The organism is Alkalinema pantanalense CENA528 (assembly GCF_050753345.1).
GTDB classification, from domain to species: Bacteria; Cyanobacteriota; Cyanobacteriia; order Leptolyngbyales; family Leptolyngbyaceae; genus Alkalinema; species Alkalinema pantanalense.
Genome location: NZ_JBLZFX010000088.1, coordinates 1 through 26,268, shown reverse-complemented (window position 1 = coordinate 26,268; position 26,268 = coordinate 1). Strand labels below are relative to the sequence as shown.

The 26,268-nt window shown below is 48.8% G+C and carries 29 protein-coding genes, 1 tRNA gene and 1 other annotated feature; of the genes, 12 read left to right on the top strand and 18 right to left on the bottom strand.

Annotated features, from left to right (window positions below; all coding sequences use genetic code 11):
- Positions 1 to 124: 124 nt before the first annotated feature.
- From ACN4EG_RS21685 to ACN4EG_RS21675, 3 genes are read right to left on the bottom strand one after another with little or no spacing between them, the layout of a single operon-like run.
- Positions 125 to 928: an ABC transporter permease gene (locus ACN4EG_RS21685; RefSeq protein ID WP_431632278.1), complete on the bottom strand. Its 804-nt coding sequence runs from the start codon at positions 926 to 928 to the stop codon at positions 125 to 127.
- Position 929: 1 nt separating this feature from the next.
- Positions 930 to 1,718 (bottom strand): ABC transporter permease, encoded by a 789-nt coding sequence (locus ACN4EG_RS21680; RefSeq protein WP_431632277.1) that lies wholly within the window; start codon positions 1,716 to 1,718, stop codon positions 930 to 932.
- A gap of 24 nt (positions 1,719 to 1,742) precedes the next feature.
- Positions 1,743 to 2,726, bottom strand: coding sequence for an ABC transporter ATP-binding protein (locus ACN4EG_RS21675; protein WP_431632276.1), 984 nt, complete (start codon positions 2,724 to 2,726; stop codon positions 1,743 to 1,745).
- A 200-nt stretch (positions 2,727 to 2,926) separates the two neighbouring features.
- Between ACN4EG_RS21675 and ACN4EG_RS21670 the strand changes: the two genes are divergently transcribed.
- Positions 2,927 to 4,174, top strand: a complete 1,248-nt coding sequence (locus ACN4EG_RS21670; RefSeq protein ID WP_431632275.1) for a hypothetical protein — start codon at positions 2,927 to 2,929, stop codon at positions 4,172 to 4,174.
- 131 nt (positions 4,175 to 4,305) lie between these two features.
- Positions 4,306 to 4,938: an EcsC family protein gene (locus ACN4EG_RS21665; RefSeq protein WP_431632274.1), complete on the top strand. Its 633-nt coding sequence runs from the start codon at positions 4,306 to 4,308 to the stop codon at positions 4,936 to 4,938.
- A 79-nt stretch (positions 4,939 to 5,017) separates the two neighbouring features.
- Here the strand turns inward: ACN4EG_RS21665 and lysS are convergent, their stop codons facing one another.
- The 3 genes from lysS to ACN4EG_RS21650 form a co-directional block, all read right to left on the bottom strand.
- On the bottom strand, positions 5,018 to 6,535 hold the full coding sequence (gene lysS / locus ACN4EG_RS21660; RefSeq protein WP_431632273.1) for a lysine--tRNA ligase: 1,518 nt from the start codon (positions 6,533 to 6,535) through the stop codon (positions 5,018 to 5,020).
- A 125-nt stretch (positions 6,536 to 6,660) separates the two neighbouring features.
- Entirely contained in the window at positions 6,661 to 7,911 is a 1,251-nt protein-coding gene (locus ACN4EG_RS21655; RefSeq protein WP_431632272.1) for an NYN domain-containing protein, read from the bottom strand.
- Positions 7,912 to 8,015: 104 nt separating this feature from the next.
- The gene (locus tag ACN4EG_RS21650; RefSeq protein ID WP_431632271.1) at positions 8,016 to 8,639 is read right to left on the bottom strand and encodes a DUF1294 domain-containing protein; all 624 of its coding nucleotides are present in this window, start codon (positions 8,637 to 8,639) and stop codon (positions 8,016 to 8,018) included.
- 1,050 nt (positions 8,640 to 9,689) lie between these two features.
- Here ACN4EG_RS21650 and ACN4EG_RS21645 point away from each other — a divergent pair.
- Positions 9,690 to 10,661, top strand: coding sequence for a hypothetical protein (locus ACN4EG_RS21645; protein ID WP_431632270.1), 972 nt, complete (start codon positions 9,690 to 9,692; stop codon positions 10,659 to 10,661).
- A 467-nt stretch (positions 10,662 to 11,128) separates the two neighbouring features.
- On the opposite strand, the gene rpsU is transcribed toward ACN4EG_RS21645, so the two are convergent.
- The 10 genes from rpsU to rplS all read right to left on the bottom strand — a co-directional run bounded on the left by rpsU (position 11,129) and on the right by rplS (position 16,530).
- Positions 11,129 to 11,311, bottom strand: coding sequence for a 30S ribosomal protein S21 (gene rpsU / locus ACN4EG_RS21640; RefSeq protein WP_190572197.1), 183 nt, complete (start codon positions 11,309 to 11,311; stop codon positions 11,129 to 11,131).
- A gap of 64 nt (positions 11,312 to 11,375) precedes the next feature.
- Complete coding sequence (locus ACN4EG_RS21635; protein WP_431632269.1) at positions 11,376 to 11,711, bottom strand: RNA recognition motif domain-containing protein; 336 nt, start codon at positions 11,709 to 11,711, stop codon at positions 11,376 to 11,378.
- Between the two features lie 653 nt (positions 11,712 to 12,364).
- Entirely contained in the window at positions 12,365 to 12,853 is a 489-nt protein-coding gene (gene rplL / locus ACN4EG_RS21630; RefSeq protein WP_431632268.1) for a 50S ribosomal protein L7/L12, read from the bottom strand.
- The gene (rplJ, locus tag ACN4EG_RS21625) at positions 12,854 to 13,381 is read right to left on the bottom strand and encodes a 50S ribosomal protein L10 (RefSeq protein ID WP_431632267.1); all 528 of its coding nucleotides are present in this window, start codon (positions 13,379 to 13,381) and stop codon (positions 12,854 to 12,856) included.
- A 59-nt stretch (positions 13,382 to 13,440) separates the two neighbouring features.
- Positions 13,441 to 13,573, bottom strand: a sequence feature (ribosomal protein L10 leader region).
- A gap of 132 nt (positions 13,574 to 13,705) precedes the next feature.
- Positions 13,706 to 14,419, bottom strand: a complete 714-nt coding sequence (gene rplA, locus ACN4EG_RS21620) for a 50S ribosomal protein L1 (RefSeq protein WP_431632266.1) — start codon at positions 14,417 to 14,419, stop codon at positions 13,706 to 13,708.
- Between the two features lie 115 nt (positions 14,420 to 14,534).
- Positions 14,535 to 14,960, bottom strand: a complete 426-nt coding sequence (gene rplK / locus ACN4EG_RS21615; RefSeq protein ID WP_190572186.1) for a 50S ribosomal protein L11 — start codon at positions 14,958 to 14,960, stop codon at positions 14,535 to 14,537.
- 21 nt (positions 14,961 to 14,981) lie between these two features.
- On the bottom strand, positions 14,982 to 15,623 hold the full coding sequence (gene nusG / locus ACN4EG_RS21610; protein ID WP_431632265.1) for a transcription termination/antitermination protein NusG: 642 nt from the start codon (positions 15,621 to 15,623) through the stop codon (positions 14,982 to 14,984).
- Positions 15,620 to 15,847 carry a preprotein translocase subunit SecE gene (gene secE / locus ACN4EG_RS21605; protein WP_431632264.1) on the bottom strand — a complete coding sequence of 76 codons (228 nt, stop codon included), beginning with the start codon at positions 15,845 to 15,847 and terminating at the stop codon, positions 15,620 to 15,622. Before secE ends, nusG begins: the two co-directional genes overlap by 4 nt.
- A 171-nt stretch (positions 15,848 to 16,018) precedes the next feature.
- A tRNA-Trp gene (locus tag ACN4EG_RS21600) sits at positions 16,019 to 16,091 on the bottom strand.
- A gap of 76 nt (positions 16,092 to 16,167) precedes the next feature.
- Complete coding sequence (rplS, locus tag ACN4EG_RS21595; protein ID WP_431632263.1) at positions 16,168 to 16,530, bottom strand: 50S ribosomal protein L19; 363 nt, start codon at positions 16,528 to 16,530, stop codon at positions 16,168 to 16,170.
- 220 nt (positions 16,531 to 16,750) lie between these two features.
- Here rplS and ACN4EG_RS21590 point away from each other — a divergent pair, with 220 nt between their 5' ends.
- The 6 genes from ACN4EG_RS21590 (at position 16,751) to map (ending at position 21,050) form a co-directional block, all read left to right on the top strand.
- Positions 16,751 to 17,467 (top strand): energy-coupling factor ABC transporter permease, encoded by a 717-nt coding sequence (locus tag ACN4EG_RS21590; RefSeq protein ID WP_431632262.1) that lies wholly within the window; start codon positions 16,751 to 16,753, stop codon positions 17,465 to 17,467.
- Positions 17,467 to 17,811: a PDGLE domain-containing protein gene (locus tag ACN4EG_RS21585; protein ID WP_431632261.1), complete on the top strand. Its 345-nt coding sequence runs from the start codon at positions 17,467 to 17,469 to the stop codon at positions 17,809 to 17,811. The genes ACN4EG_RS21590 and ACN4EG_RS21585 overlap by 1 nt, the downstream gene beginning before the upstream one ends.
- Positions 17,808 to 18,578, top strand: a complete 771-nt coding sequence (gene cbiQ / locus ACN4EG_RS21580; protein ID WP_431632260.1) for a cobalt ECF transporter T component CbiQ — start codon at positions 17,808 to 17,810, stop codon at positions 18,576 to 18,578. The genes ACN4EG_RS21585 and cbiQ overlap by 4 nt, the downstream gene beginning before the upstream one ends.
- A gap of 112 nt (positions 18,579 to 18,690) precedes the next feature.
- Positions 18,691 to 19,467, top strand: a complete 777-nt coding sequence (locus ACN4EG_RS21575; RefSeq protein WP_431632259.1) for an energy-coupling factor ABC transporter ATP-binding protein — start codon at positions 18,691 to 18,693, stop codon at positions 19,465 to 19,467.
- A gap of 106 nt (positions 19,468 to 19,573) precedes the next feature.
- Entirely contained in the window at positions 19,574 to 20,062 is a 489-nt protein-coding gene (locus tag ACN4EG_RS21570; protein WP_431632258.1) for a plastocyanin/azurin family copper-binding protein, read from the top strand.
- Between the two features lie 181 nt (positions 20,063 to 20,243).
- On the top strand, positions 20,244 to 21,050 hold the full coding sequence (gene map / locus ACN4EG_RS21565; protein ID WP_431632257.1) for a type I methionyl aminopeptidase: 807 nt from the start codon (positions 20,244 to 20,246) through the stop codon (positions 21,048 to 21,050).
- A 72-nt stretch (positions 21,051 to 21,122) separates the two neighbouring features.
- Here map and ACN4EG_RS21560 read toward each other — a convergent pair whose 3' ends face one another.
- Complete coding sequence (locus ACN4EG_RS21560) at positions 21,123 to 21,584, bottom strand: hypothetical protein (protein ID WP_431632256.1); 462 nt, start codon at positions 21,582 to 21,584, stop codon at positions 21,123 to 21,125.
- Between the two features lie 137 nt (positions 21,585 to 21,721).
- On the opposite strand from ACN4EG_RS21560, the gene ACN4EG_RS21555 reads away from it, so the two are divergent.
- Positions 21,722 to 22,384 carry a class I SAM-dependent methyltransferase gene (locus ACN4EG_RS21555; RefSeq protein ID WP_431632255.1) on the top strand — a complete coding sequence of 221 codons (663 nt, stop codon included), beginning with the start codon at positions 21,722 to 21,724 and terminating at the stop codon, positions 22,382 to 22,384.
- 14 nt (positions 22,385 to 22,398) lie between these two features.
- Here the strand turns inward: ACN4EG_RS21555 and ACN4EG_RS21550 are convergent, their stop codons facing one another.
- Positions 22,399 to 22,818: an STAS domain-containing protein gene (locus ACN4EG_RS21550; protein WP_431632254.1), complete on the bottom strand. Its 420-nt coding sequence runs from the start codon at positions 22,816 to 22,818 to the stop codon at positions 22,399 to 22,401.
- Between the two features lie 359 nt (positions 22,819 to 23,177).
- On the opposite strand from ACN4EG_RS21550, the gene cbiD reads away from it, so the two are divergent.
- Positions 23,178 to 24,302 carry a cobalt-precorrin-5B (C(1))-methyltransferase CbiD gene (cbiD, locus tag ACN4EG_RS21545; protein ID WP_431632253.1) on the top strand — a complete coding sequence of 375 codons (1,125 nt, stop codon included), beginning with the start codon at positions 23,178 to 23,180 and terminating at the stop codon, positions 24,300 to 24,302.
- A gap of 119 nt (positions 24,303 to 24,421) precedes the next feature.
- The gene (gene guaA, locus ACN4EG_RS21540; protein WP_431632252.1) at positions 24,422 to 26,053 is read left to right on the top strand and encodes a glutamine-hydrolyzing GMP synthase; all 1,632 of its coding nucleotides are present in this window, start codon (positions 24,422 to 24,424) and stop codon (positions 26,051 to 26,053) included.
- Positions 26,054 to 26,268: the final 215 nt, after the last annotated feature.

Genomic DNA, 26,268 nt, shown 5'->3' with positions numbered 1-26,268 from the left:
GCTCCAGACCCTGAACCCACTATGGCTTCATACCGTCAATCGGAACAATCCTTGCAGCGTGAATTCACTGTCCTCAAGCACATTCCGGCTTTCTAGTTTTGTCAGTCAAGCAGGGGTATCTGCTTTAACTAGAAGCACTGGTATAAAAGCGCAGGGCAAATCGCCAAAATTGATTGGAAAACCAAAGCAGAAAAATGGCCAGACAGGCAGAACCGATGATCCAAACGCGATCGACACGACCTAAAAGTGCTTCTGCGGGAACCGTAGTTAGAAAGGCGACGGGAACGATAAACGTAAAGAAGACTTGGTAGGAGACGGGATAGGCCACCATAGGGAACCGACCGGCGTCCATTAAGCCTTTGAGAACTTCAGTGATGTTGTAAATCTTCGTAAACCAAATACTAGTTGCGCCTAGAATAAACCAAAGACTATAGAGAATAATGGCTCCGAAGGCGATCGGTAACAAACCAAATAAATAACTTAAGATTGATAACTTAAGAATCGCTCCGGCATACAAAATAATAAATAGTCCAAAGAGCATATCGGGTAATCCCCAAAGGGACATACTATGGAACGATAGCCAGAACTGAGAACTAATCGGTTTGAGCAGGACAAAATCTAAGGTTCCCTTCTCAACATGCTTGACGATTCGGTTCAGATTGGCCGCGAGAAAGGCGGTTGAGAATCCCTTCAGAAAGGTGAAAATGCCCACAACGATTAAGGCTTCTTCCCAACTCCAGCCCTGGAAATGGTAGCCTTGGCCATAGAACAGAAACAGCCCGAATAAGCTGCCAGCTAGACCTCCTAAACTGGTTAAGGCCGAAAAAATAAAGTTCATTCGATATTCCAGTTCCGCCGCGATCGCGGTACTCCAAAATAAACGAATCAGACGAATGTATCGATCGAGGTACTTAAGGTTCAGTTTCATCCTAAGCTCCCATGCCTGAAAATTGTTTTAATCCCTTGCGCCACAAGTAACGATTGAGGCCGTAGAAAATAGCGCCCCAACTTCCCATGATCAGAAAACTATGGACGTAATTAACTGGCAGTCCAGTCAGGATGCTGGCTGGAAAATGCAGAATGTAGGGAAAGGGAAGATATTCCACCACCTGCCGAACGTTGGGGGGAAAGACTTCCAAAGGGGCGATGCTACCCGATAGAAAGAGATGAAAGAGAAACCACAGTTCTTGGATGGCACTGGCTTTTTCTGTCCAAAAGGCGAACATTGCAAAGGTATATTGAATCAGGAATTGCAATGCAAAGGCAAAAATAGAGACTAGAAGAAACAATGCTAGAGTACCTAAATCTGGAATCCAAAAAGCACTGGGATAGAGCACTATAAAAAGTCCAATAATGGCTGCAATAAAGGGCAAACGGGCAAAACGTTCTCCAATGTGTGACCAAACGTGATGCCAAACGGGGTCAAGGGGTTGTAGTAAGCGAAAGGCTAATTTCCCTTCAACAATTTCCCGTTCAAACTCCCAAATTACCCAGACCACCGTGAGTTGACGGCACAGAAAAATGGCGAGGAAGTAGCGGGCAAATTGGGCTGAGGTCAGGGCAAAAGCTCCGCCCTGGGCTGCTTGAGTCCATACGCCCATGAGAATGATGGGAAGACAGCCGGAGAGCGCCCACAGCAACAGTTCTGCCCGATATTCCAGCATGTAGGCGTAGTAGGTGGACAGCAACTTTGCAAAGATAATGGAGAGTCGTTTCATAGGTGGCAGATGGGGCGAGGGAGGCTAAACAACTTGACCGACTTGGAAAACTCGACCGATGATTTCTTCGATCGGGGGATCGCTAATGGCTAAGTCCACCACTTCCAGGTCAGCCAAGAGTTGGGAAACCGTTTTGGTGAGCAGTTCTGGTTGAACGAGATAGCGCACGGAGGAGCCATCGATCGATTGCACATCGCCGTATTGTTGTAGTTTGGCTTTGTGGTAGGCGTAGGCAAACTCAACGTGGACTTCGCGGCAGGGGGCAAATTGTTCGATCAGCCCATCTAGGCTACCGTCGTAAATTAGCTTGCCTTGGTGAATCATCAGGACACGATCGCACAGTGCCGTGATGTCTGCCATGTAGTGACTGGTTAACAAAATTGTTGCGTTATAGCGTTGGTTGTATTCCCGAAGAAATTCCCGAACGGCAACTTGCGCATTAACATCCAATCCCAAGGTTGGTTCATCGAGAAATAATACCTGTGGCTCATGGAGTAATGCGGCTAGCAATTCTGCTTTCATTCGTTCACCCAAGGATAACTTGCGGACAGGTTGGGTGAGTTTGCCTTGTAGGGACAGCATTTCTGCTAGTTCATCAATGCGGGTTTGGGCAGCCCGATCGCTCAGGCCATAGACCGCAGCATTAATTTGCAAGGAGTCCATTGCGGGTAAATCCCAGATTAGTTGCTGCTTCTGCCCCATGACGAGAGTGATTTTTCGCAGAAAGGCGGATTCCCGCTTGAAGGGAATGTGACCTGCGACTTGAACCTTGCCCGATGAAGGATGGATGAGTCCCGTTAACATTTTTAGGGTGGTCGTTTTTCCGGCTCCATTTGCGCCCAGAAACCCAACAATTTCACCGGGTTGGATCTCAAAACTGACATCCTGCACCGCATTGATTTCTTTGTAGGTGCGTTTAAAAAAGTGTTCGATCGTGCCCTTGAGTCCCGGCTCTTTGACGGCAACGGGATACATTTTACTGAGGTGAGAAACAGAAATAGATGACATAAAGAAGATGCCAGGGGAAGATGCAAGACGGCCTCCTTAGATCATGCCACGGGCAATCAATTCCTAATGAAATTCATGGTTTAAATCATTCTAGGAACGGTTTGTGACAGATGGCTTGGAATGAAAATAGCGTTCTCGATGGGGGGATGGAGGGCATACTAGCCTCATATTCTCTAACAATAGATACTGGCTAGAAGGTTATGAATTCACAAGACGAGCAGTTATCTTTACCCTTAGAAATTGCCCCAGTTCAGGAATCCAAGATGGTTCCTGCGGAAAGCGCATCTCCAAACCTATTCCAAAGTTTCTGGGGAGGAGTTGTTGGTGCAGCAAGTGCCGTTGGTGGAGTTGCCTCACAGGCAGGTGGGGCGGTGGTTGGAGCTGTAACTGGAACGACTGAGGTTGTACTGCAAACCGGTAGTTCTATGGCAGGTTCTGTGACAGGCACTGCTGGGATGGTGAGTGATGCCGCAGTGCAAGCAACTAGCGTGGTAGCGACTGCCGCAATGCAAATACCAGATGGGTTGAGCCAAATGCTATCTTTTATTGGCGACAATCCGCAACTGCGGGAACTCACTAAGAAGCTGGATGTAGATGATTTGCTGTTTCGGTTCATCGATCAGGTAAATGTTCGTCAGGCAGCAGAGCAAGTTCGTCAGCTTCAGATTAAGTATCCCCATGAATCTTCTAGGGTAATTGCGAATCGCATCATAGTGGGCAAGTCTGTCTATGCAGGCGGTTCAGGATTGGCTAGTAGTGTTTTACCGGGTGTGGCGGCAGGATTATTTGCCTTAGATTTAGCTGCAACAACTGCTTTGCAAGCGGAAATGATTTACCAAATTGCGGCGGCTTATAATCTAGATCTAGATCATCCTGCACGTCGTGGTGAAGTCCTAGCTATTTTTGGATTAGGCTTAGGAGGGAATGCTGCACTGAAAGCGGGTTTAGGGTTTGTCAGGAATATTCCTGCTGCTGGTGCGGTAATCGGAGCAAGTAGTAATGCTGCAATGATTTATGTTTTAGGTCATACAGCTTGCCAATTCTATGAGGCTAAAGTGAACCCCCTGGAGTCTCAATCTGCTTTACAAGCGTCTCAAGCGGAGAATGAAGACTTTGTGCTTGCAGTTACACAACAAGAAATACTAATGGATCAAATCTTGGCATATGTTGTGATGGCAAATAATCCTGATAAAACCTGGGGACAAATTCTCCTAGAACTTCAAAAAATGCATTTTAGCCCTGCATCGATCGAAGTTATTGCGGGTTTGGCCTCTCCACCAAGGTTGGAAGATTTACTGGCTAACGTTGACCAAAATTTTGCGGTCTCTATCCTGGCACAATGTCAGAAAATAGCAGAATTTGACGGGATTATTACAGATGAAGAAGCTCTAGTAATTGAGCGGATTAAAACAGCTTTGCTATCTCGAACTTTATTAGATGGATCCTAAACTGCTCAATTAGACTGCAACTATGGTTTTGTCGCTCAGCCGCGTTTGTTACTTAGCCCGTGATATCCCGGTTGCTGTATGGAAACTAATTATTCTACAAAAAGTTAGGTAATTAGTGACTGTAGGAATTTATGGTTGCAGCTAGTTCAGATAATCATGAAAGCAATTTAGTCCAGTCCACTCTGGAATGGATTGCTGATGTAGGAATTAATGGTTTTGGAATTCTACCGCCGGCTGATAAGGATGCATCTGCATACCTCAGCAAGGGAGAAAGTGTTGAAGATGCAATTAGTTCTCTGATCGCTTGGCGAACAGCTCATGCTGCGGGTACAGGTTTTATTAGTGGTTTAGGTGGTATTGCAGCTATGCCGATCACGATTCCGGCTGGTCTAGCTGCTTCCTATGCATTAGGTGCCAATACAGCAGCAACAGTTGCAGCATTACGAGGATATGATGTCTATTCTGAGCCTGTTAGAACGATGGTTTTGTTATGCCTGATGGGGGAAGGAGCAGAAGGAATTCTAAAGAATGCTGGTATTGCTGTAGGTACTAAGATTTCTCAAAATCTGATCAAACAAATTCCTGGCAAAGTGTTAATTGAAATTAATAAGAAGATTGGGTTTCGATTAGTTACTAAGGCCGGTGAAAAAGGTGTCGTTAACTTAATGAAGCTAGTACCTCTCGTTGGGGGCGTGGTTGGGGGTGCGTTTGACAGTACTTTTGTGAATGCCTGTGGGCAAACTGCGAAAAGAGTTTTCCCCTAAATCAAGAGCTGAAAGAGGTCGTCCAATCTTTGAAATTCTGAAGATAGCGACCTCTTCCGTTGACCCTTAAGTTGAGAATTTACCCCTCTTCGCCTTCGGGTTTCTCAGGCTTCAACAATGGGAAGGCAATCACATCGCGAATGCTGGGTGAATCGGTTAACAGCATAACCAACCGATCGATCCCAATGCCCAATCCTCCCGTAGGTGGCATTCCATGCTCCAGCGCACAGAGGAAATCTTCATCCACACCCTGCGCTTCCAGATCTCCCGCCGCTTTCCGGGCAGCCTGCTCTTCCAATCGTGCCCGCTGATCTAACGGATCGGTTAACTCTGAGAAACTATTGGCCGTTTCTCGCCCGACAATAAATAGCTCAAACCGCTCCACCAATCCTGGCTTCGATCGATGGGGCTTGGCCAGCGGTGAAATTTCCACCGGATAGTCCAGAATAAACGTCGGCTGCATCAGCATCGTTTCCACCTTTTGTTCAAAGGCTTCGTTCAGCAACTTCCCGATCGACGGACAATCGTCAATGTCATGGATGCCCGCTGCTTTAGCCGCTTGCTTGGCCGCCTCTAAATCCGTAAAGGCTGCAAAATCAACCCCTGTGGCTTCCTTCACCGCATCATGCATGGTGATCCGTTTCCAGGGGGCCGTGAGATCGATCGCTTGCCCTTGGTAGGTAATTTGCGTGGTTCCCAGAACTTCCTGGGCTGCGGTGGTAATGATGGCTTCGGTTAAATCCATCATGTCGTTGTAGTCAGCGTAGGCTTGGTAAACCTCGATCGACGTAAATTCTGGATTGTGCCGAGTAGAAACGCCCTCGTTGCGGAAAATCCGACCCAGTTCAAATACCTTCTCAAAGCCACCCACCACGAGGCGCTTCAAGTGCAGTTCCGTGGCGATGCGGAGATACAACTCCATTTCCAACGTGTTGTGGTAGGTGACAAAGGGCCTTGCATCAGCCCCCCCGGCTTCACCCATTAACACTGGCGTTTCGATCTCAATGAAGCCTTGTTGATCTAAATATCGCCGAATTGATGCCGTAATCAATGCCCGACGCCGGAAGGTTTCGCGGACTTCAGGATTGACGATTAAATCAACGTAGCGTTGACGATAGCGTGTTGCTACATCCGTTAAACCGTGGAATTTATCAGGCAACGGCAATAACGATTTGGTAAGCATTGTGTACTCTTTCACGTACACCGAAAGCTCACCCTTATCCGTGCGTTTCACGGTTCCCTTGACGCCAATGATGTCCCCAATGTCCGTCAGCGATTTCAAATGGTTGAAGGCATCGGCATCCCGATCGCCCATGAACTCCTGAATGCGATTCTTCTCTAGATAGAGTTGGATATTGGCGGTTTCATCCTGAAGGGTAAAAAACGCCAGCTTGCCAAAGACCCGCCGTGCCATAATGCGACCTGCGACGGCAACTTCAACCGGTTGCTCTTCGCCGTTCGGTAGGTCGGCATATTTAGACTGCAAGTCAGCCATCGAATGGCTAGATTTCCACTGATAGGCAAAGGGATTCATCCCCAATGCTTTGAGTTGTTCGAGTTTTTCAATGCGAGTGGCACGCAGGTCTTCGGAAGCCATGAGGGTTCATTGAGCGAAAATGCAGTCTCCCATTATATCGGCTTGGTGCGGCCTACGGGCGACGATCGTCCGGCTTTTATCTTGCCGATGGCATTCATTGGTAGGGGAGAGGGTAGCAAGAAGGCTCAAACGGCTTTAGCCCACCAGGTTTTTCCCTTCTGTTCTAGTTTGATGACCTTAGGATGACTTTTCAAAAAGTCAAGAAACCGCTTGTGGCCGAGTTTCTTTTCGTCGAACTTGCTATATTGCCGACGGATTTCATTCTTGAGGCTACTAACCTCGATTCCTTTTGGTGTTTGGCTTAGAATTTGTTGGGTTACGACTACCGCTTTATCCTGTCCTGTATTGGGTGTTTGGCCTGCAGGGTAGGCTTTTTTACGATCGAGGGTCAGATAAACCACCTGTGGCTGGCTCTGCAAAAAGGCGAGGAAGGTTTCGAAGCCGATCGCCTGTGGTGAAAAGGAAGCCATCCGTTTCTTTAAGTGAACCTCCAGCTTGCTGAGGCTAATGCCATTCGTCATGACTAACAATATCTCCCGCAAGTGCTCGATCGCCTGTTGCTGAGTCTGGGAAACTTTTGAACTGGCTGTTTTTGAACTGGTTGCCGCAAGATTAGCTTGGCTGGCTTGAAACGCCCTGCCCTGCTCTGGACTAAAAACCTTGTCTCCAATGAGCATCACATCATTGGGTAGGCGTTGAAGGCAGTGTTGTAGATCGGCAGTTGCCCAAGGTTGGGCGGCAAGCTCAGGATTCTGTTTGAGATGTTTGACTAATGTGGCCAGCTTAATGCCCATTTTGTTAGAGGGCAGAATTTCCTGTAAGAGAGGTAAAATCTGATCAGACCCCAGGGGAAAGGTTGTTGTGGGCGAGGGTGTCGGTTGAACGGCTGTGACTATGCTGGTACTGGTGGATCTAGGTTCCGTTGCACCGGGAGACTGGGGAAGATGACAAAGTTGGATATAGTCATCAAAGTGGGCGGATAATGTTGCGGTGGTCGATCGTGTACTAATGCCAATCACCGATTTACCCAGTTCCCGGAGGCGACGGTAGAGGGGCAAGAAATCCGAATCCCCTGTCGCGATCGCAAACACTTGAAGTTCGGGGATGCGGCTGACGTAATCCATCACATCCACCACCATTTGAATATCTGCCGAATTTTTACCACTCACAGGATGAAAGGTGTGGATCAGTTCAAACCCCTGTTGATTGAGTTCCTTTTGGTGGGCGCTGACGCAGTTCTGGCTGAAGTTACCATAGGCCCGTCGCACGATAATCGTGCCTAATTTGCGCAAGCGATCGATGATGGGTTCTCCTTCCACCGAACTCAATCGACCTGACAGACTTTCCGCATCCAAGAAAATGGCAATTTTCTCCATTTTGTCCCGTTCCTAGTCCTGTCAAGGAATCTACAAGCTGAGTTCTTAAAATTCCCAAGAGACGAGATCAGGGTGACAAAGGGGGGGCAGTCTGCTAAGCAAGTTCATGATCTGCTTTGGACGACGAACCAGACGAACCATCCAATGAAATGTAAAGAACAGATGATCCAGAAAGAGATTTGATAGGTGGTTTTTAGAGTTTTGTGGCGTAAGATTTGCTGGGCCATGAGGCCACCGGGCCAGCCACCGAAGAACTCCAAACAATGTAAAACCTGTTCGGGCCATCTCCATTGGTTGCGCTTTGCACGACGCTTGTCGTTTTGATACGCCCAAAACGTTAATAGGCTCATTACAGCATAGAGTGCGAAAGGGATACCACAATTTGTTAACCGCCAAAAATATCCGCTGCCTAGGAAAGGAATACTGCTGAGAAGTCCTAATGGCAGCATCGTTGTCCACAATTGCGGACAGCGATAGGCTGTGACTAAAGCTCGCTGTAAGAAAGACCTGTTTACCTGAAAATGGGCATTTTCTGCCTTTAATCGGCCCTTACGATCGGTTCCAATGTGAAATGTAAGAAGATCTCCCACTTGAGGGGGAATTTTTAGAGATTGGAAAGCGGTGATGTGAATAAAAATTTTCTGTCCATTTTGCTCATCTTTGACAAACCCAAATCCTCGATCGGCGGTCCACTGAACTAATTTACCTTGACGTTTTTGAGAAGACATACAGCCTTTTACTGGACTGATTGACACAGCACCCACAATAGAATAGCCTTCAGGCGTTATATCTCTTCCTTGTCGTTATGCAATGTCGGTATGCAATCCGCTGTAACTCTCTTGAATTACTTCGAAAAAAGACAAATTGACTAAAAACGACGAAATCCCTACACATCCTGAGCTTTAGCATATAGAGCCTGTTTGCAATCTATGGTGAGAACCTTGACTTCCCAAGGCTTGTAGCATGATTTGAGGATATACCTTGAAATGTGCTCTCAGAAGGGATTACGGCAACAATCTCGAATGGGTTCTATACAATCTACTGCCAAAATTTTAAACCAGTTGATAATGATTTTACTTTGTCTAAAGTGACTGAGTCTAAAGTGACTGATGATGTCAACGCTCATTTGAAAAATCACAACACTCATTTTACAATTTTTAGCTTGCATTCAGCGTTGTAGCTAGTAGTAACGCACTCAAGCTAATCTATACAAAATTCGCATACTAAACCACTTTTCCATTCTCGCCTTAAGAGTCTGTCTATTGGGTTGATGGCCCTCATGATTAAATCTTTCAACTTGAAAGATTTAAGTTGCGTTGACTAGATGCAACTTGTCAATTTCCGCCAGGGTAACGCACTTTTCTAAAATCAATCTTTACGAAAAATGAAGAAGTGATTGGTTTTGCCTCCGTAAATACGCTATATTCAGGCTCTAAGTAAAGTAAAGTTAAATAATTCTCTTCAGTATTTCCACGAATCTTTCACAAAGTTATGGGACTGTAAGAACTAGTTACGATCTCATCTGAGTGACTGGAGGACTCCGGTTTCGTTTCTTCGATCGGTTTCCCAGTGGTTTGTTCTCCGACGCGCGATCTCTTCTGCGTCTTTATTTAGCCTTCCCCGAAAGTCAGGTGTCACGAATGGAATATTCTTCTGTGCCTCTGTCCGATTTCGCTGTTGATAGGTTCGGTTCTTCTGATAGGTCGAGCTCGTCGGGCTACAGTGACAATTTCCTTCCCAATGCCAGAGTTCCCTTTGACAAGCCAAATTCCCATTCTTTGGCTGCGGTTTGGGCAAGAAAGTATGTTGTTTCGGTCACGCACAACGAAGAACAAACTCACAATTCTCTACCGAAGCAGATAGCTGATGTGGCCTCCCCCGAAGGGCGGCGCTATACCGCAGATAAGCTGCTGAAATCGCTCAAATTGGCCAGTGCCCAGGCTTGGTCACAAACGGAATCGCTACTGGCGACAGAAATTCAGCGCCATGGTATTAATCCTGCCCACATTGATCCGTGGAAGATTGCTGCTGATTCCCATGCTTTGTATGAAAAGACTTTAGAAGGCTATCGTGAGCGGCAAACGGCGCGGCGATTATCTGTTTCTATTGGCGATGCCTGTGGTCGGATGCGCCAGGAATATACTCGCCATGATCCACGCGCGATCGGGTTTGTTAGCATGCAGTTTCACTACACTGGACAATTGCTGTTAGCGCTGTTGACGCCTGCGGAGCGGTTACTGATTGAACCCTACGTCAAGGTTATGGATGACCATATGTATATGCCACTGCGAGATGCCTATCAAGCGGCGGCAGAGCATTCCATTACTTCCCCAGCCCTCAAAGCAACCCAATCTTTACTACCCGTCAGTACGAAGATTGCCTATCGAGTCTGTGAACAAATTCATCATCTTCATCCGAACTATCACAGTTTTAGTGGTAACTTAAAATCTCGCTATGTCATGATTTCCAGCATTCGAGATGTAGAGATGTTCCAAGTGTATCTCTGTCTCTGTGTTTTGGAGGGCAGTATTCGATCGGTGCAACAGCAACTTTTCCCACTCTGTGTTATGCTCTACCCCCAACTTCGGGTCAGTTGGCAACTGGTGCGGGATATGTTGCAAACGCTGAATTGGGAAATCCATAATTTCTTGCCAAGTGATCAGGTGAAGGTGCTCTTGCCCTATCTGACTGTTCTGACAGAAATGTTTTCCAAGGATGTTTTTATGGGCTCGACACCGGGTGCTTCGTGATCGAAGCTAGATGTTGCCGTGTGATTCAAGACTGCTCTGCACTGAAGTTTTCGATGATCCCCCAGAATCCCTACCTGCTGTGACCTTGGCAATCTCCGAATCTCTTGGGTCTTGGGAATTGTGGAAAGGTTAGATCCACTGGTTAACGTCAGTTCGACCAGCAAGTGCTTCCTCCCAAATTCCCTGTGGTTAGCCGGAGAATTCACTGGGGTGTCAGGGGAGTAGAGTAGTCCCCTGACAAGGGCGGGACAAGGTCGTTTGCCTGATGCCATACCAGAGCAAACGGCCTTGAGGGGAGACGTTCTCCGATCTTTGCTGCGCAACAGCCCCAACGATCGAGCTCCACCACGACTTCATCAAACTCACGTCTGGATTAGAGCTCATAACCAATAGAAATTAACCAATAGAAAAAACCACAAGGACGTCTATGTTTCCTTGTGGTTTTTCTTGTCAGGTTTTACAAAACCCTAACGTCGGCCACGACCCTGGCGACGACGAGCACTGGCCTTACGGCGTGCTTTTTCTTGCGGCGTCTCAAAATGTTGATTTTTGCGAACATCTTGAAGAATGCCGGCACGAGAAACCTGGCGCTTAAAACGACGCAGGGCTGACTCAATACCCTCATTCTCGCCAATGACAACCTGAGCCATTGTTTGCTCTCCTTGGGCGAATGGACAGTAAATTACAACATGAATGGAGCTGAGCAATCACGGCTTAGTAGCGACGGCCACCGCCACGACGCTCTCCACCCCAACCACCGCCGCCACCGCTGCGGTTGTAACCACCACCACCACCACTGGGACGCTCTTCACGAGGCTTCGCTTTATTGACTCGGAGGTCACGACCCATCCACTCTGCACCATCCAAAGCCGCGATCGCGGCTTCTTCTTCTTCATCAGAGTTCATCTCAACGAAGGCGAACCCCCGGGGCTTGCCGGTTTCCCGATCGGTGGGAACTTGCACCCGCTTGACTGTGCCATACTCCCCAAACACTTCGTTCAGGTCGTCTTGAGTAACACTGTAAGACAGGTTGCCGACATAAATTGACATAGGACGCTCCAAAAAGCATTAAAAGTAGAGAGGCAAGTTTCGGAGCGTCTGTGCTGGAAAGTGAAATTCTGCAACAAGGATTCGCTGTGTAACCGAAATACAAGTTCTCTTTATCAATCACTACTATAACGCTTGAAACGCCAAAGTCCCAGAGGTTTGTCGTCAAAAAATCCTCACGTTATCGATTTGATCCCTGAAGAGAATTTTTGACCTAGGGGGAAGGCAGGGGCTATATAGCAGCCAAGACAGCCGCAACTGTGCTTTGTCGAAAGCTGTGCTTTGTCGAAAGCTTGTCCCCTTCCTTCTACAACCTATGGCGCGATCGTAGATCGGGGGGGATAGATTCTGTTTAGTGATTGCCTATTGCATCCTTGAGTAATGCTGCAATAGAGAGACTGAATGATTGATCGACTGTCGGACTCTTGATGGCAGAGACACCTCAAAAAACAACTGTTGTTTAGACGAACCGCCAGATTAGCTGTAGGGCAAGCCTAGGTGGCAAGCTCTTCAGCAACCTTCTAAATCGTCATCAATAATGCAGACTAGAATGCTCGAACAGCAGGACTCTTGGATTACCAGTGGAAAAAACTAAATAATAGAAAAAGCATTCCTTCGGGAATGCTTTTTTAAACGAAGCGATGGGGCTTCATGGATTATTTGATGGAAACCTTTCCGCCAGCTTCTTCAATTTGCTTCTTGATTGCTTCAGCATCAGCCTTAGCAACGCCTTCCTTCAGCGCCTTAGGCGTGGATTCAACCAGATCCTTTGCTTCCTTCAGACCCAGACCGGTGATCTCACGAACGATCTTGAGGATGGCAATCTTCTTATCAGCAGGAACTTCATCCAACACTGCATCGAATTCGGTTTTTTCTTCAGCGGCTTCAGCAGGCGCGCTAGGAGCGGCCATCATCATGCCACCAACAGGAGCGGCAGCACTGACACCAAAGGTTTCTTCGATTTCTTTAACCAGATCAGCAGCTTCCAGAAGGGTCAAACCCTTCAGCTTTTCAATAATTTCAGCAACAGCAGACATTGGATATTCTCCGTTAATCAATGAAAATGTTTCGTCGATTTCCCAGACCGATCGACTAGACAGCACAGCACTATACAGCCGATCGATTTGTTTTGAAGCAAACTGCAACTAAGCAGCTTCTTTCTCGGAAATTTGCTTGATAGCGCGTGCCAGACCGGATGGGACTTCGTTGATGCCCACTGCCAGCTTGGTCGCGACGCCATTGATCGCACCTGCGATTTGCGCGATGAGTTGCTCCTTGGATGGCAGATCTGCGATCGCCTTCACATCCTTATCGGTTAGGAGCTTGCCGTCCATTACGCCGCCGATGACTTCCGTCTTCTTAGCAGCCTTTTGGAACTCTTGGTATGCCTTAACTGCGCCACCAATATCTTCTTTCACCATGATGAAAGCAGTCGTGGTTTTGAGCAAATCAGACATTGGCTCCCAGCGCTCGTCACCTGCGATCGCCTTGTTCATCAGGGTGTTTTTGGTGACAGTGCAAGTTGCACCTTTTTCCCGCAGACGACGACGCAGATCCGTGATTTCTCCAACAGTCAAACCTTGGTAGTTAATGACCAATGCTAACGTGGACTCACTCAGCGTTTCTTTCAGCCCTTCAACAATGGCCTTCTTATTTTCCAGCGTTCTACCCATTCGATATCACCTCCTTAACCGGGATACTTGAACGTTGAAACTTGATGTGCATGACTCTGGAGTGCAATAAAAAACCTCGGTTTGCAGCGCCGAGGTTTAATCAATCTAGTGAATACTAGACTGTTAATCTCAAACCTCGGCAGGAACTTTACTCCTAACACCTGCTTTCTGCGGCTTGCTATTCAATTGCGAGTAATGCTTCGTTTGGAATGACTCCAAAAACTTCGACAACTTACTTTAGCAACGGGTGCTGCAATCGTCAATGCAAATCTAAGTTTCAGTTCTAATGAAGATTATAGGTTGCATTGACGAAGGCAATCTAACCTAAACTTCAGCGACTTTAAGATCACGCAGTGCGTTGATGTCTACTTCGATCGCAGGACCCATGGTTGCCGAGACGTAAATCGTACGCCAGTAGCGCCCCTTCGCACCCGAAGGCCGATTGCGCTCCACGCTTTCTTGCAAAGCTTTCAGGTTGGCGAGCAAATCCTCTGAACTGAAATTAGCTTTACCAAAGGAAATGTGAACAATCCCGGTTTTGTCAGCTTTATATTCCAGCTTCCCGGCTTTAAATTCAGCGATCGCTTGGGGTAAATCGGTGGTCACCGTACCTGCTTTAGGCGAAGGCATCAAGCCCCGAGGCCCGAGCACACGACCCAGTTTAGCGACCTGGGGCATGACATCAGGGGTTGCGATCAACAGGTCGAAATCCATCCGCCCCTTGAGAATTTCGTCAATCAGTTCTTCAGAACCGACCACTTCTGCCCCGGCGTTGGTGGCTTCAGCCACTTTCTCACCGCGAGCAATGACTGCAACCCGAATGGTTTGCCCAGTCCCTTTAGGCAAAACCACAGTTGTCCGCAGTTGTTGGTCGTTGTATTTGGGATCAATCCCTAGCCGAATGTGAGCTTCAGCGGATTCAGAAAATTTAGCAGTTGCAGTCTCTTTGAGCAGATTCATGGCCTCTAAAGGCTCATAGGCACGCTGCTCTACCTTGGCTTGCAGTTCTCGCAAGCGCTTGGATACTTTTTTAGTCATTGAATACTCCTGGGGTGATAACGAGAGTCTCTCTCCCCCGTTGTGAATGAAAATGGGTTGGACAAAAGGCGGATCAAAACAACTAAAGATCGACCTAGGAAAACTCCAAGGGGATTTAGTCCTTGATGGTGACGCCCATATTTTTGGCAGTGCCCGCAATGATCTTCATTGCAGCCTCAACATCGTTGGCGTTGAGGTCAGGCATTTTGGTCTTAGCGATTTCTTCCAACTGCGCTTTGGTGATCGAACCCACTTTCTTCTTATTAGGTTCGCCGGAGCCGGTAGAAATTCCCGCAGCCTGGGCGATCAACTTAGAAGCGGGTGGAGTTTTTAGGATGAACGTAAAGCTACGATCTTCGTAAACAGAAATCTCAACGGGTACCACCATGCCAGCTTGGTCAGCGGTACGGGCGTTGTACTCTTTACAGAACATCATGATGTTGACACCATGTTGACCCAACGCTGGGCCAATGGGGGGTGCCGGGTTTGCTTTGCCCGCGTTGATCGCGAGCTTAATGACTGCAACTACTTTCTTTGCCATTGACTGCTAATTTCCTGAGATCTACTCAATCTTCTGAACTTGGTTGACCTCCAGTTCCACAGGCGTTTCTCGCCCGAAGATGGAGAGCAGCGCTTTGAGCTTGCTGCGTTCGGGACTAACTTCAACCACTTCACCCTCAAAATCTTTGAAGGGGCCAGACAGAACCATAATCTTATCCCCGGCAGCCATATCCAGTTTTCTGACGGGTTCTTGCTCTTGAGAGCGTTTAAAGATTCGCTCCACTTCGGTATAGGCTAAGGGCATCGGTTTCACATGACCTCGACCTCGACCATAGCGGCGCTTCTGCTCAGCACCAACAAAGTTGATGACATTTGGCGTGTTTTTGACAACCTGCCACGTCTCATCATCCATGACCATGCGAATTAACACATAGCCTGGAAAGACTTTTTCGCTGGCTTCCTTGGGGCGACCATCTTTTTGATGTCTTAGGATGGGAGTTTCAGGAATCTGAACATCCAAAATCCGATTAGCTACATCCAGGGTTTGAATCCGCTGTTCCAAGTTTGTTTTGACTCGCTTTTCACAGCCAGAAGCGACCTGTACAGCATACCAGCGGGATTGCTTGATCAGTTGCGCTTCATCAGCCCCTTCTTCTAGATCAGAATGGGACAGACCCATGGAATCGTCTGATGTGTACGTCATCCTCCGAACACCTTCCCCTGTGCCCACAAAAATAGTTGGTCAATGAAATAAACCAAGGTCGCCGACAGCGAAACCATCAGGATAACTGCGATCGACTCACTAATGAGTTGCTGACGACTAGGCCAGGTTACTTTCCCGAGTTCTTCTTTGGTTTCTTGGATGAAAGTATTAGGAGTGAAAGCAGACTTCTGCTCTTGTACCGCAGTATCATCTTTCTTTGCCATGACCATCACCACCGTTGAACTCAATATGGAAAACTTTCCAGAAAAGACAGGTACAGCCTCAACCCAGCATAAGCTAAGGATTAGCCGTACCTGAAGTCATTTTCTACAGATATTTTATAGCGAATGACTTGACCTACACCGAGGTCTTTTAAGCTCAATGGAGTAATTCAGCGCGCCCTGGAGGACTCGAACCCCCGACATCAGGTTTTGGAGACCTGCGTTCTACCAACTGAACTAAGGACGCATGCGTCTGAACTACTCCATATCTTACCTAACTTTCGTTCCTAGTCTAGCAATTTCTCAAAAGATTGATGTGGAACTTAGATTGCACGATCGAACCGCTGTTTCAGACGGGCAGACTTACCAGTCCGTTGACGGAGGTAGAAGAGCTTCGCACGACGCACTTTACCCCGACGGAGAACTTTTACGCTCTCAATACGAGGGGAGTGAATCAAGAATACCCGCTCCACCCCTACGCCTTGGAAAACTCGACGTACAGTGATGTTTTGGGTGATGCCAGCACTACGCTTAGCAATCACCACCCCTTCGTAGGGCTGAGTCCGTTCTTTGTCACCCTCGCGGATTTTCACGCCAACGCGCACAGTGTCGCCAACATGAATCACCGGAAGATCTGACTTCATCTGTTCCGCTTCTAAAGAGCGGATGATTTCCTGGGCGTTCATAGCGGGTTCGTTAAAAACTCACAATTGCTAATTTTAGCGTACGCTTCATCTCTAAGTCTAGATCTCCGGCAAAGTTTTTTGGGAAAGGGGATTCTTGATCGGGAGGATTCTCAATTGAATGTGGCAGCCCATCCCCCCCGTCTGGATTGAATTTGAATCATGATCGGATGTTTACTAAAACTGGGTCGAAGGTAGTAGATGACACAAGCAGGAAACCCCCATGATTCGCTATTCACTCTTGGCAATGCATATGCCGGATGGTTATTTGAATGCAACGACTCCGATCGCAAGCATGATTTGGCTGGGAACTTGGGGATTGGCCTTGGGGCTGATTGCCCTTTGCCTCAAGCGAGTGCAGGCGACCTATGACGATCGGGTTGTTCCCCTAATGGGCGTGTGTGCAGCTTTTATTTTTGCGGCTCAGATGATTAACTTTCCCATTCCCATGGGCACGTCAGGCCATCTGTTGGGAGGAACGTTGGCTGGCGTCTTGCTGGGGCCTTGGGCCGGATCCCTGGTGATGGCAGTAGTCTTTCTAGTACAGGCGCTATTTTTTCAAGACGGTGGGCTGACAGTGCTCGGAGCCAATATTGTCAATATGGGGCTGGTGGGAACTTTTGGTGGCTATTACCTCTACAAGGGGATCCGGCGTCTCATCGGACCCGATCGCTGGGCTGGGGTCATCCTGGGGGCAGCGATCGCGGGCTGGGTCAGTGTCGTGATGGCTTCTTTGTTCTGTGCGTTGCAAATTGGGCTTTCAGGGACGGTGGACTTAGGGTTGGTTCTGGGCGCTATGCTGTTTTGGCATGGGTTTATTGGTGTGGGGGAAGCAGCGATTACCGTGCTAGCCCTAGACTATGTGCGGCGTCTCCGACCCGAATTAATTTACAAAGCGCCCCGAGAGCGAGGGGTGGTTTCGTCTGGAGAAATTGGCTAATGCAGAGAATTCAGGTATCTCAACGGTCTCGTCGGTTTTACTGGGGCTCTTTAGGCATTGCAGTGGGCATTGCGATGGTTCTGTCGCCTTGGGCCAGCCAAAATCCGGATGGTCTTGATCGGGTGGCTCAAGATCATCAATTCGACCATCGGGCAGCGGAAGATCCTCCTACCCATCGCTTGCCGTTTTACCAAGTGTTTGATGAATACGCATTGAGAGGGGTGCCGGAATCCTTAGCGACCCCGTTGGCTGGGTTAATTGGGACGGTGGTGACCTTTGGCTTGACTTGGGGGTTGGGCAAAGTAATGCTCTCTAAAGCGAGCGCGCCACGGGACGAAAAATGATTTTGCATGGAGCTGTTTTGCTCGGGCAATGGGATTCATCTTGTCGGGTTGGTTATGCGCAACCTTGGATGCGGGTGATTTGTGCCACGATCTCGGTATTTGCGATCGCCCTGACGCACCAGCAGCAGGGGTGGCAATTAACAATCATCGGTCTAGGACTGCTACTGCTATGTGGACTCAGTTCCGTATCTGCTGTACACATCCTGAAACGACTGACAGTAGAGCTGGGGTTTGCTTTGGTGTTGGCATTGGGAACGCTGTTTCGTGAGCAAGGTGATTTGTTGTGGCAGTGGAGTGGGTTGAAAATTTATCAAGGAGGACTGCTGTTATTTTGTAGTTTAGCGAGTAAGGTTGTGCTGTCACTGATAGCGCTGAATCTATTAACGCTGACGACTAGCCAAGTAGATTTGCTACAGGCTTTAAAACAATTGAAAATACCTCCGTTGTTAGTGGCGATCGTGGGATCGATGTTGCGCTATCTAGCAGTCTTGCTTGAAGAAGCCCAAACCTTGCAACGGGCGGCTCAGTCTCGCAATCTTTTGTTGTCCCGTCTAATGCACCGTCGTGTAGTTGGCATGACGATCGGGACTTTATTCATTCGTACCTACGATCGCGGCGATCGTATTTATCAAGCGATGTTATCACGGGGCTATTCAGGCTTAGTGACAGAAGACATCCCTTTGCGCTGGACGAAGCCGGATAGCAGCTTACTAAGCTACACGATTGGAGTGATCCTAGTCAGCATGGGCGTAGACAAGATACTCTAGAGCCTTTGGGGGCCATGCCAACAGTCTGTTCTGGCGTCGATCGTGCGGTAAAAATCCCGTCTAAACCAGTCCTTCTACTCATTGCTAACGACTTGGGTCGTGGTTGTACACTATGGCCGTTGCTGCCCTTGCTATTCAGAACGTCGTTTATGGCTATCCCAATGGCACCCCTGCTCTACGGAATATCAACTTAACCATTGCAGTGGGGCAACGGGTGGCGATCGTAGGAGCTAACGGATCGGGTAAGTCCACCCTGCTACACCATCTGAATGGTCTATTATTGCCCCAAGCGGGACAGGTGCAGGTGGGAAATTGGCGGGTGACCCCGAAAACGTTGCGCTCTGTACGAGATTGTCTGGGTTTAGTCTTTCAAAATCCTGACGATCAATTGTTTATGCCTAGTGTTTGGGAAGATGTCACCTTTGGCCCGAAAAATCAGGGATTGAGTTCAGAAATACAACAGCACCGCGCGATCGAGGCGATGAAGGCTGTGGGCTTGAAGCCAGAGGACTATGCCCATCGCATGGCCCACGCCTTGTCGGGGGGGGAGAAAAAGCGAGTGGCGATCGCGGGGGTTTTGGCCATGCAACCCAGCGTTTTGGCCTTGGATGAGCCGTCTGCGCAGTTAGATCCGCGATCGCGGCGACAATTAATTCACTTGCTCGATCGACTGTCTTTGACGCAAATCATTGCCACCCATGATTTAGATTTGGCCTTAGATTTGTGTGAACGCACGGTGGTTTTGCATCGTGGCGAGATCGTCTATGACGGCTCTACCGCTGCGGTGATGGGCGATCCTGATTTTCTGGAGCAGTATGCCCTAGAAGTGCCGTTGAGCTGCCAGCGTCCCTACTGTTTGAGATCGGATGGGCCTGTAACAAAGCTGTAAGCTCGATTTCCTTGCCTCAGAGATTTTCGATAATGAGCTTATACCGTGCGTCCCCTCTCTTCCCCTCTCTTCCCTTGCGTTCAAGCCTCCTTGACCTCCTCCCAGTATGAAACGCAAAATTCTCCACCCAGTTGAAGATAAGTTAGTTCAGTGGAGCCACTGGGCAATTGGTTGGTTGGGAGTCTTGGTCCTGTGGCTAGCATGCATCTCCCCAGTTTGGGCGATCGATTTAGCCCATCAGCCGGTGACAGACTTTCAGGTCAGCTTGGGGAATCCGGCTGGAGAGCTGAAGTTTATTCCCGATCGTTTCACCTTTGAATCTGGAAAACGCTACAAGCTCCACCTCACCAATCCCAGTGGGCAAAAGCATTATTTCACCGCTAAAGACTTTGCCGATAGCATTTGGTCGCAAAAGGTAGATGCGGGACAAGTGGAAATTAAAGGGGCGATTCACGAACTGGAGATTCGCTCCAATGCAGAAGCAGATTGGGTATTTGTGCCGATTCGATCGGGGCAGTATGAGCTGCATTGCTCGATTCCAGGACATGCAGAAGCCGGGATGCGAGGCACGATAGTGATTGCGAGTGAAATGTGATTGGGCGACTTGTGAATTGGGAGGTGCGGGTTCTTCCGAGAATCAAAGTGGGGTATCAGTTGGGAAAAATTTCCGCTAACGTAGAGGTTGGCTTGATCTGCTCTTCTCAAATTAGCCCTCCTGAATTTTGGGACTCCTTGTAAACTCGATGAATATTCTGAGCAACCTACTTCCGCAACCCATGCTAAGACAGCGGCGGACTGGCCCTGTCAAAACCCAGCAAGAAATCGCGATCATGCGCCAGTCTTGCCGCATTGTGGCAACAGTCTTGAAAGAAATTGCCGAAAGGGTTGAACCCGGAATGACGACGGCGGACTTGGATGCTTATGCCGAAAAGCGGATCCGAGAAATGGGAGCTAAACCTAGCTTTAAGGGATACCACGGCTTCCCGGCTTCCATTTGCGCTAGCGTAAACCATGAAGTTGTGCATGGTATTCCCAATCGCAAGAAAATTCTCCGCAAGGGAGATATTCTGAAGGTGGATACGGGGGCTTACTACAACGGCTATCACGGTGATTCTTGCATTACGATCGCGGTAGGAGGGGAAGTCAGTCCCTCTGCGGCAAAGCTGATTCAGGTGGCAGAACAGTCACTGTATGCTGCGATCGCTCAAGTGAAAGCGGGGGCCTATTTGCTGGACTTGGCTGGGGCTGTGCAGGATTATGTCGAGTCCCACGGTTTTAAAGTGGTGGAAGACTATACCGGCCATGGTGTGGGGCGTAATTTGCACGAAGAACCCTCTGTTTTTAACTTCCGCACCCATGAAATGCCGAATGTCAAGCTAAAGGCTGGGATGACCTTGGCGATCGAACCGATTGTCAATGCAGGGTCGAAAAACACGCGAGTCCTGCCCGATCGCTGGACAGTAGTTACGATCGATAACGCGCTCTCGGCACAGTTTGAGCATACGGTGTTGGTCACGGAAACGGGCTACGAAATTTTGACCGATCGGGCCTTGGTGGATGGGGAGAAGGGCGTTGACGGGTAGGAGATCCAGGAGATCCTAGGTTGTACGTCTGATTGCTCCTAGCTATTGCTTCAGAATTGGGATTGCTAAAACTCAGGACAGGGCGCGGGTTGTCCAGCGATTCGGATCCTCTGCGCTCGGTTCCGCAAAGTGCCAAGTTTTTTCCTCCGGTCGCTGCTGAAGATATACGTCAAACGGGTTATGGGGTTGGTGGAGGGTATGGCCTGATTGCTTGATGATGAGATCATAGGTGCCGCGTAGGTGATAGGCTGGCCGCTGTTCGATCAGGAGAGGAATTTGGCTCTGCACCTCAATTTGACGCACCTGAATTTTGGAACGGGTCGGGGCGGGTAGTTGAAGTTGTTGACTCAACGTTGCCTGGATTCTTTCCACTTGTAGACTGATCGCCCGCTCAAGCAAATCTTGAGTCGGTAGATTAGCAGCATGGCTACAAGCCGTCAGGATCCAGAGGCAAAGGCTAAAGACCAACCATTGCAGGAGTTGTTGTTGGAATCGGGATAGCCATTGCCGTGACATAGCCAGTAAGCGCGACATGAATGATCTCCTAGGGAGCGCTGTAATTCACACAAGAAACTACCCTAAGCCTACACCTGAAGACCAGACAGCCTACACTCAAAGATAAGAACTGATAAAATTTCAGCCTGACTCAATGTTTCTGTTGACGATCGCCCATGTTTAAAAATGCTCTGGGACTGCAAGAGTCTCTCTATGAATACATTCTGGCCCACTCCTTGCAGGAGCCGGAGGTGCTGATGCAGCTCCGGCAGGAAACGGCAAACCATCCCCAAGCTCGGATGCAAATTTCCCCGGAGCAGGGGCAATTAATGTCGCTCCTCGTGCAGTTGATGGGGGCTAAACGGGCGATCGAAATTGGTGTGTTTACGGGATACAGTTCCCTGGTCGTGGCTTTGGCTCTGCCCCCTGAAGGCAAGCTGATTGCCTGTGATGTTAGCGAAGACTATACAGCGATCGCGCGTCGTTACTGGGCGACGGCGGGCGTGGCCGACAAGATCGACCTGCGGATTGCTCCAGCGGTGGAAACCCTCGACCAACTGCTAGCTGAAGGGCATGCGGAGAGTTTCGACTTTGCATTTATTGACGCGGACAAAGGAAATTATCAAAACTACTACGATCGCGTGGTTCAACTCGTGCGCTCAGGCGGCTTGATTGCAGTGGATAATGTCCTGTGGTCAGGCCGGGTGGCAGATGCCAAGTCTACGGATAAGATAGTGCAAACTATCCGTAGTTTTAATCAACGGGTTGCCCAGGACGATCGGGTACAAGTGAGTATCTTACCGATCGGCGACGGTCTTACCCTTGCCTTAAAACGTTAGGATTCTATCCAGGATTAGGCTTCCAAGACAGCGTTGTAACTGAGCCGACAACCCGCCAGAAAGGATTCAAACTCAGCGGTAAAGACTTCGTCCCGCATCAGGTGGTCTTGCTCACGCTGCTGCTCCCAGAGGTGATCAAGGGCTGCCCGAGTGGTTCCGTCCATGCCCAAAAAAGATAACGGCTTATTTAAGGCAAGGGCCTGTTGCATCCCTGCCAATAACAGGCTTAGCGCCTCATCTTCAACGCTATCTACCCACAGCAAATCCACAATCACGGATTCGCCTTCCTGTAATGCTTGTTCTAAAGAATTTTGAAACCGATCTCCGTCCAAACCGGTCAATGCGTAGGGTTGCAAGACGATTGTGCTGGTCTGGGCGGTCTCTGGAAACTGCAAGTGCTCATTCTGGAATGTTGGATCAGGAGTGGCTTCCATAAAACCCTCTACGCAATTGGGTAGACTGCTGGATAGATTGCACGATTGAAGAATCATCATGAATTCAAAGTGAACTCAAAATAGGGTGAAGTTAGAGAATGCAAGGCCAATGGGGAAAGTCTTAAAAAAATCTGCAAATTGCTAAAGGGGGATTGGGTGTGCAGATGGATGCTAACTCCCTGCAAAACTACATTAGGGGAAGTTGATGGACAGTAGCCTGTGCGATTTCACCTACAGCGGGTGACATTCATCACGTTTCAATCCTATGCAAACAAAAAATTGATTGCAGAGGGGGATTCTATGAATTTCATCATCCCTTCACATCTGTGTTAACAAGTTTTTGATTTAGCGAAAAATAAATGATTGATTCGCCTCGTTCTGGATATACCTTACCTGTTTTCGCCTGTGCCGCTGCGATCGCGGCGCTACGTTGGTTGAACCATCCCCAATGTTACACATCAGTTGCCGTTGATCTTCTTGATTCGTCAGGAATTGTTAATGTTCCGATCGAACAAATTTCAGGATTAAATCAAACAACAGCGTTAGCAATTACGCGGAGTGATCCCGGCGATAACCTCGATTTGACGCGCAATACTCCCGTGTGGGCTATGGTGTCTCGGTTACCTGATTCCCACCCCGAAAGAATTGTATTGCAAGGGGGCGAGGGGATTGGTCGATTGAACCAGGGGGCTGGGGAAGCAGCGATCTATGCCTACGCTAAACGGCTGATGTTGGCAAACTTGCAGCCGTGGTTGTTGCCGGACGATCGTGTTCAAGTCACGTTGATTTTGCCGGAGGGTCGGGCTCTGGCAAAGCGGACGTCCAACGAAGCCTTTGGGGTAGTAGATGGCCTCTCTCTCTTGGGAACTTCAGGGATTGCTCATCCGTTGAGTGCGCCGGGGCAACTGGAGGAATTTCGATCGTTATTACAGTCCAAAGCCCAGCAGTTTGATGCGCTAGTGTTCTGTATTGGCGAAAATGGTTTAGATTTAGCACCGAAACTCGGGCTAAATCCCCAACAATTGGTCAAAACAGCGAATTGGCTAGGACCATTGCTAGTGGAGGCGGGTTTGCAAGGGGTTCGATCGCTTCTCTTATTTGGTTATCACGGTAAATTAATTAAATTGGCCGGGGGGATTTTCCATACCCATCACCATGTGGCCGATGGTCGCCAGGAAATTTTGACGGCCCATGCGGTGAAAGTCGGGTTGCCGATGGCCCAAGCCCAGAAACTCCTAGCCCTGGAAACCGTAGAAGCTGGATTGAACATCCTCCGCAAGCTGGATGATACGCTTGAATCGTCTTGGTCAAGCCGGGTGTATGAATCGATCGCCGCTGCCATTGACGATCGATCTCAGCGCTATATTTATACTCACAGTGAAAAAATGGTGCGAGTCGGCACTATTTTGTTCGATCGGCGACGAAATGTGGTGGTGACTAGCAAAATTGCCGCCGAGTTACTTGAGTCCGGTTTGACAATGTGATTAAAATAGCCAAATACTAAAATTTACTGTGAATAAAGCGCGCGCTCAGATCCATTTAAAACATACTTAAGTCAAGTCTTGTTTAATGTCTACCCCAGGATTGCATCAGGAAAACGAGCGTGACTCCTCCCGTAGAATCTGTTGAATCTTCTGTCGCATCCTCTGCGACCCCTACTGACGAATTAGGGACTGTGAACCGCCAGATGCTTGTTATTTTGGATTTTGGCTCCCAGTATTCTGAACTGATTGCGCGACGCATTCGTGAGACTCAGGTTTATTCCGAGGTATTGTCCTACCGGACGACGGCAGAACAATTGCGCCAACTGAACCCCAAGGGCATCATTCTCTCGGGTGGGCCTAGTTCTGTCTATGACGAAGGCGCACCCAAGTGTGACCCCGATATCTGGACGCTGGGCATTCCCGTGTTGGGGGTTTGCTACGGCATGCAGTTGATGGTGCAGCAATTGGGCGGCGAAGTCGAGCGGGCTGAGCGAGGTGAGTACGGTAAAGCCAGTGTCTCGATCGATGACCCCACCGATCTACTGACTAATGTGGAAGAAGGCTCCGTCATGTGGATGAGTCATGGTGACTCTGTGACGCGGATGCCGGATGGGTTTGAATTGTTGGCTCACACCGAAAATACCCCTTCCGCCGCGATCGCTGACCATGAGCGTAAATTCTACGGCGTGCAGTTCCACCCGGAGGTGGTGCATTCTATCGGTGGTCAAGCACTGCTCTGCAATTTTGTATACCATATCTGTGGCTGTCACCCCACTTGGACCACAGCGACCTTTGTGGAAGAATCCATTCGCGAAATTCGCGCACGGGTGGGGGATAAGCGGGTACTGCTAGCCCTGTCCGGGGGGGTGGATTCCTCGACGTTGGCGTTCCTATTGTATAAAGCGATCGGGGAGCAACTCACCTGCATGTTCATCGATCAGGGCTTTATGCGCAAAGGCGAGCCTGAGCGCTTGATGACTCTCTTCAAAGAGCAGTTCCACATTCCGGTGGAATACGTTAATGCGAAGGAACGCTTTTTGACTCAGTTGCAAGGGATCTCTGATCCGGAAGAAAAACGCAAACGCATTGGTCATGAGTTTATTCGGGTTTTTGAAACGGAGTCTAAGCGATTAGGGCCGTTTGATTATCTAGCCCAGGGGACGCTCTATCCCGATGTGATTGAGTCGGCGGATACCAACGTGGATCCCAAGACTGGTGAGCGGGTTGCAGTGAAGATTAAGAGCCACCACAACGTCGGTGGTTTGCCGAAGGATCTGCAATTTAAGTTGGTGGAACCCCTGCGCAAGTTGTTTAAAGACGAAGTGCGCAAGGTCGGTCGATCGTTGGGATTACCCGAAGAAATTGTCAACCGTCAACCCTTTCCTGGGCCGGGTCTAGCGATTCGGATTTTGGGTGAGATTGACGATGAGAAGTTAGCAATTCTGCGGGATGCGGATTTAATCGTCCGTCAAGAAATTAACCGTGCGGGCTTGTACAACGAGATTTGGCAGGCTTTTGCGGTTCTGCTCCCAGTGCGGAGTGTTGGCGTGATGGGTGATCAACGCACCTATGCCTATCCGATCGTCCTGCGGATTGTGACCAGCGAAGATGGCATGACGGCGGACTGGGCGCGCATTCCCTATGATCTGCTGGAAATAATTGCCAATCGCATTGTTAATGAAGTGCGCGGTGTGAACCGTGTGGTTTATGACATTACGTCCAAGCCTCCTGGGACGATCGAGTGGGAATAGCGTAGCGAAAATCTGGGATCCAGTAAGTCATAGGATGGCTTGGATTCCCAGGTGTTTTCTGAGTCCTCAAAAAAAGATTGGCTGCTAATAATTGCTTTTCGTTTGCCCTAGTGGAGTGTCAGGATTAATTTTGTGAGTTTGAGCGAGAATGGATTTAGGATCTGATTGGTTCTGAAATCCACTCTTGTAGGAATATCGTATGGGCAAAGTGTACA

Coding starts and splice junctions, on each gene's coding strand:
- ACN4EG_RS21685 (WP_431632278.1), bottom strand. CDS start 928: ATGAAACTGAACCTTAAGTACCTCGATCGATACATTCGTCTGATTCGT.
- ACN4EG_RS21680 (WP_431632277.1), bottom strand. CDS start 1,718: ATGAAACGACTCTCCATTATCTTTGCAAAGTTGCTGTCCACCTACTAC.
- ACN4EG_RS21675 (WP_431632276.1), bottom strand. CDS start 2,726: ATGTCATCTATTTCTGTTTCTCACCTCAGTAAAATGTATCCCGTTGCC.
- ACN4EG_RS21670 (WP_431632275.1), top strand. CDS start 2,927: ATGAATTCACAAGACGAGCAGTTATCTTTACCCTTAGAAATTGCCCCA.
- ACN4EG_RS21665 (WP_431632274.1), top strand. CDS start 4,306: ATGGTTGCAGCTAGTTCAGATAATCATGAAAGCAATTTAGTCCAGTCC.
- lysS (WP_431632273.1), bottom strand. CDS start 6,535: ATGGCTTCCGAAGACCTGCGTGCCACTCGCATTGAAAAACTCGAACAA.
- ACN4EG_RS21655 (WP_431632272.1), bottom strand. CDS start 7,911: ATGGAGAAAATTGCCATTTTCTTGGATGCGGAAAGTCTGTCAGGTCGA.
- ACN4EG_RS21650 (WP_431632271.1), bottom strand. CDS start 8,639: ATGTCTTCTCAAAAACGTCAAGGTAAATTAGTTCAGTGGACCGCCGAT.
- rpsU (WP_190572197.1), bottom strand. CDS start 11,311: ATGGCTCAGGTTGTCATTGGCGAGAATGAGGGTATTGAGTCAGCCCTG.
- ACN4EG_RS21635 (WP_431632269.1), bottom strand. CDS start 11,711: ATGTCAATTTATGTCGGCAACCTGTCTTACAGTGTTACTCAAGACGAC.
- rplJ (WP_431632267.1), bottom strand. CDS start 13,381: ATGGGTAGAACGCTGGAAAATAAGAAGGCCATTGTTGAAGGGCTGAAA.
- rplA (WP_431632266.1), bottom strand. CDS start 14,419: ATGACTAAAAAAGTATCCAAGCGCTTGCGAGAACTGCAAGCCAAGGTA.
- rplK (WP_190572186.1), bottom strand. CDS start 14,960: ATGGCAAAGAAAGTAGTTGCAGTCATTAAGCTCGCGATCAACGCGGGC.
- nusG (WP_431632265.1), bottom strand. CDS start 15,623: ATGACGTACACATCAGACGATTCCATGGGTCTGTCCCATTCTGATCTA.
- secE (WP_431632264.1), bottom strand. CDS start 15,847: ATGGCAAAGAAAGATGATACTGCGGTACAAGAGCAGAAGTCTGCTTTC.
- rplS (WP_431632263.1), bottom strand. CDS start 16,530: ATGAACGCCCAGGAAATCATCCGCTCTTTAGAAGCGGAACAGATGAAG.
- ACN4EG_RS21590 (WP_431632262.1), top strand. CDS start 16,751: ATGATTCGCTATTCACTCTTGGCAATGCATATGCCGGATGGTTATTTG.
- ACN4EG_RS21585 (WP_431632261.1), top strand. CDS start 17,467: ATGCAGAGAATTCAGGTATCTCAACGGTCTCGTCGGTTTTACTGGGGC.
- cbiQ (WP_431632260.1), top strand. CDS start 17,808: ATGATTTTGCATGGAGCTGTTTTGCTCGGGCAATGGGATTCATCTTGT.
- ACN4EG_RS21575 (WP_431632259.1), top strand. CDS start 18,691: ATGGCCGTTGCTGCCCTTGCTATTCAGAACGTCGTTTATGGCTATCCC.
- ACN4EG_RS21570 (WP_431632258.1), top strand. CDS start 19,574: ATGAAACGCAAAATTCTCCACCCAGTTGAAGATAAGTTAGTTCAGTGG.
- map (WP_431632257.1), top strand. CDS start 20,244: ATGCTAAGACAGCGGCGGACTGGCCCTGTCAAAACCCAGCAAGAAATC.
- ACN4EG_RS21560 (WP_431632256.1), bottom strand. CDS start 21,584: ATGTCGCGCTTACTGGCTATGTCACGGCAATGGCTATCCCGATTCCAA.
- ACN4EG_RS21555 (WP_431632255.1), top strand. CDS start 21,722: ATGTTTAAAAATGCTCTGGGACTGCAAGAGTCTCTCTATGAATACATT.
- ACN4EG_RS21550 (WP_431632254.1), bottom strand. CDS start 22,818: ATGGAAGCCACTCCTGATCCAACATTCCAGAATGAGCACTTGCAGTTT.
- cbiD (WP_431632253.1), top strand. CDS start 23,178: ATGATTGATTCGCCTCGTTCTGGATATACCTTACCTGTTTTCGCCTGT.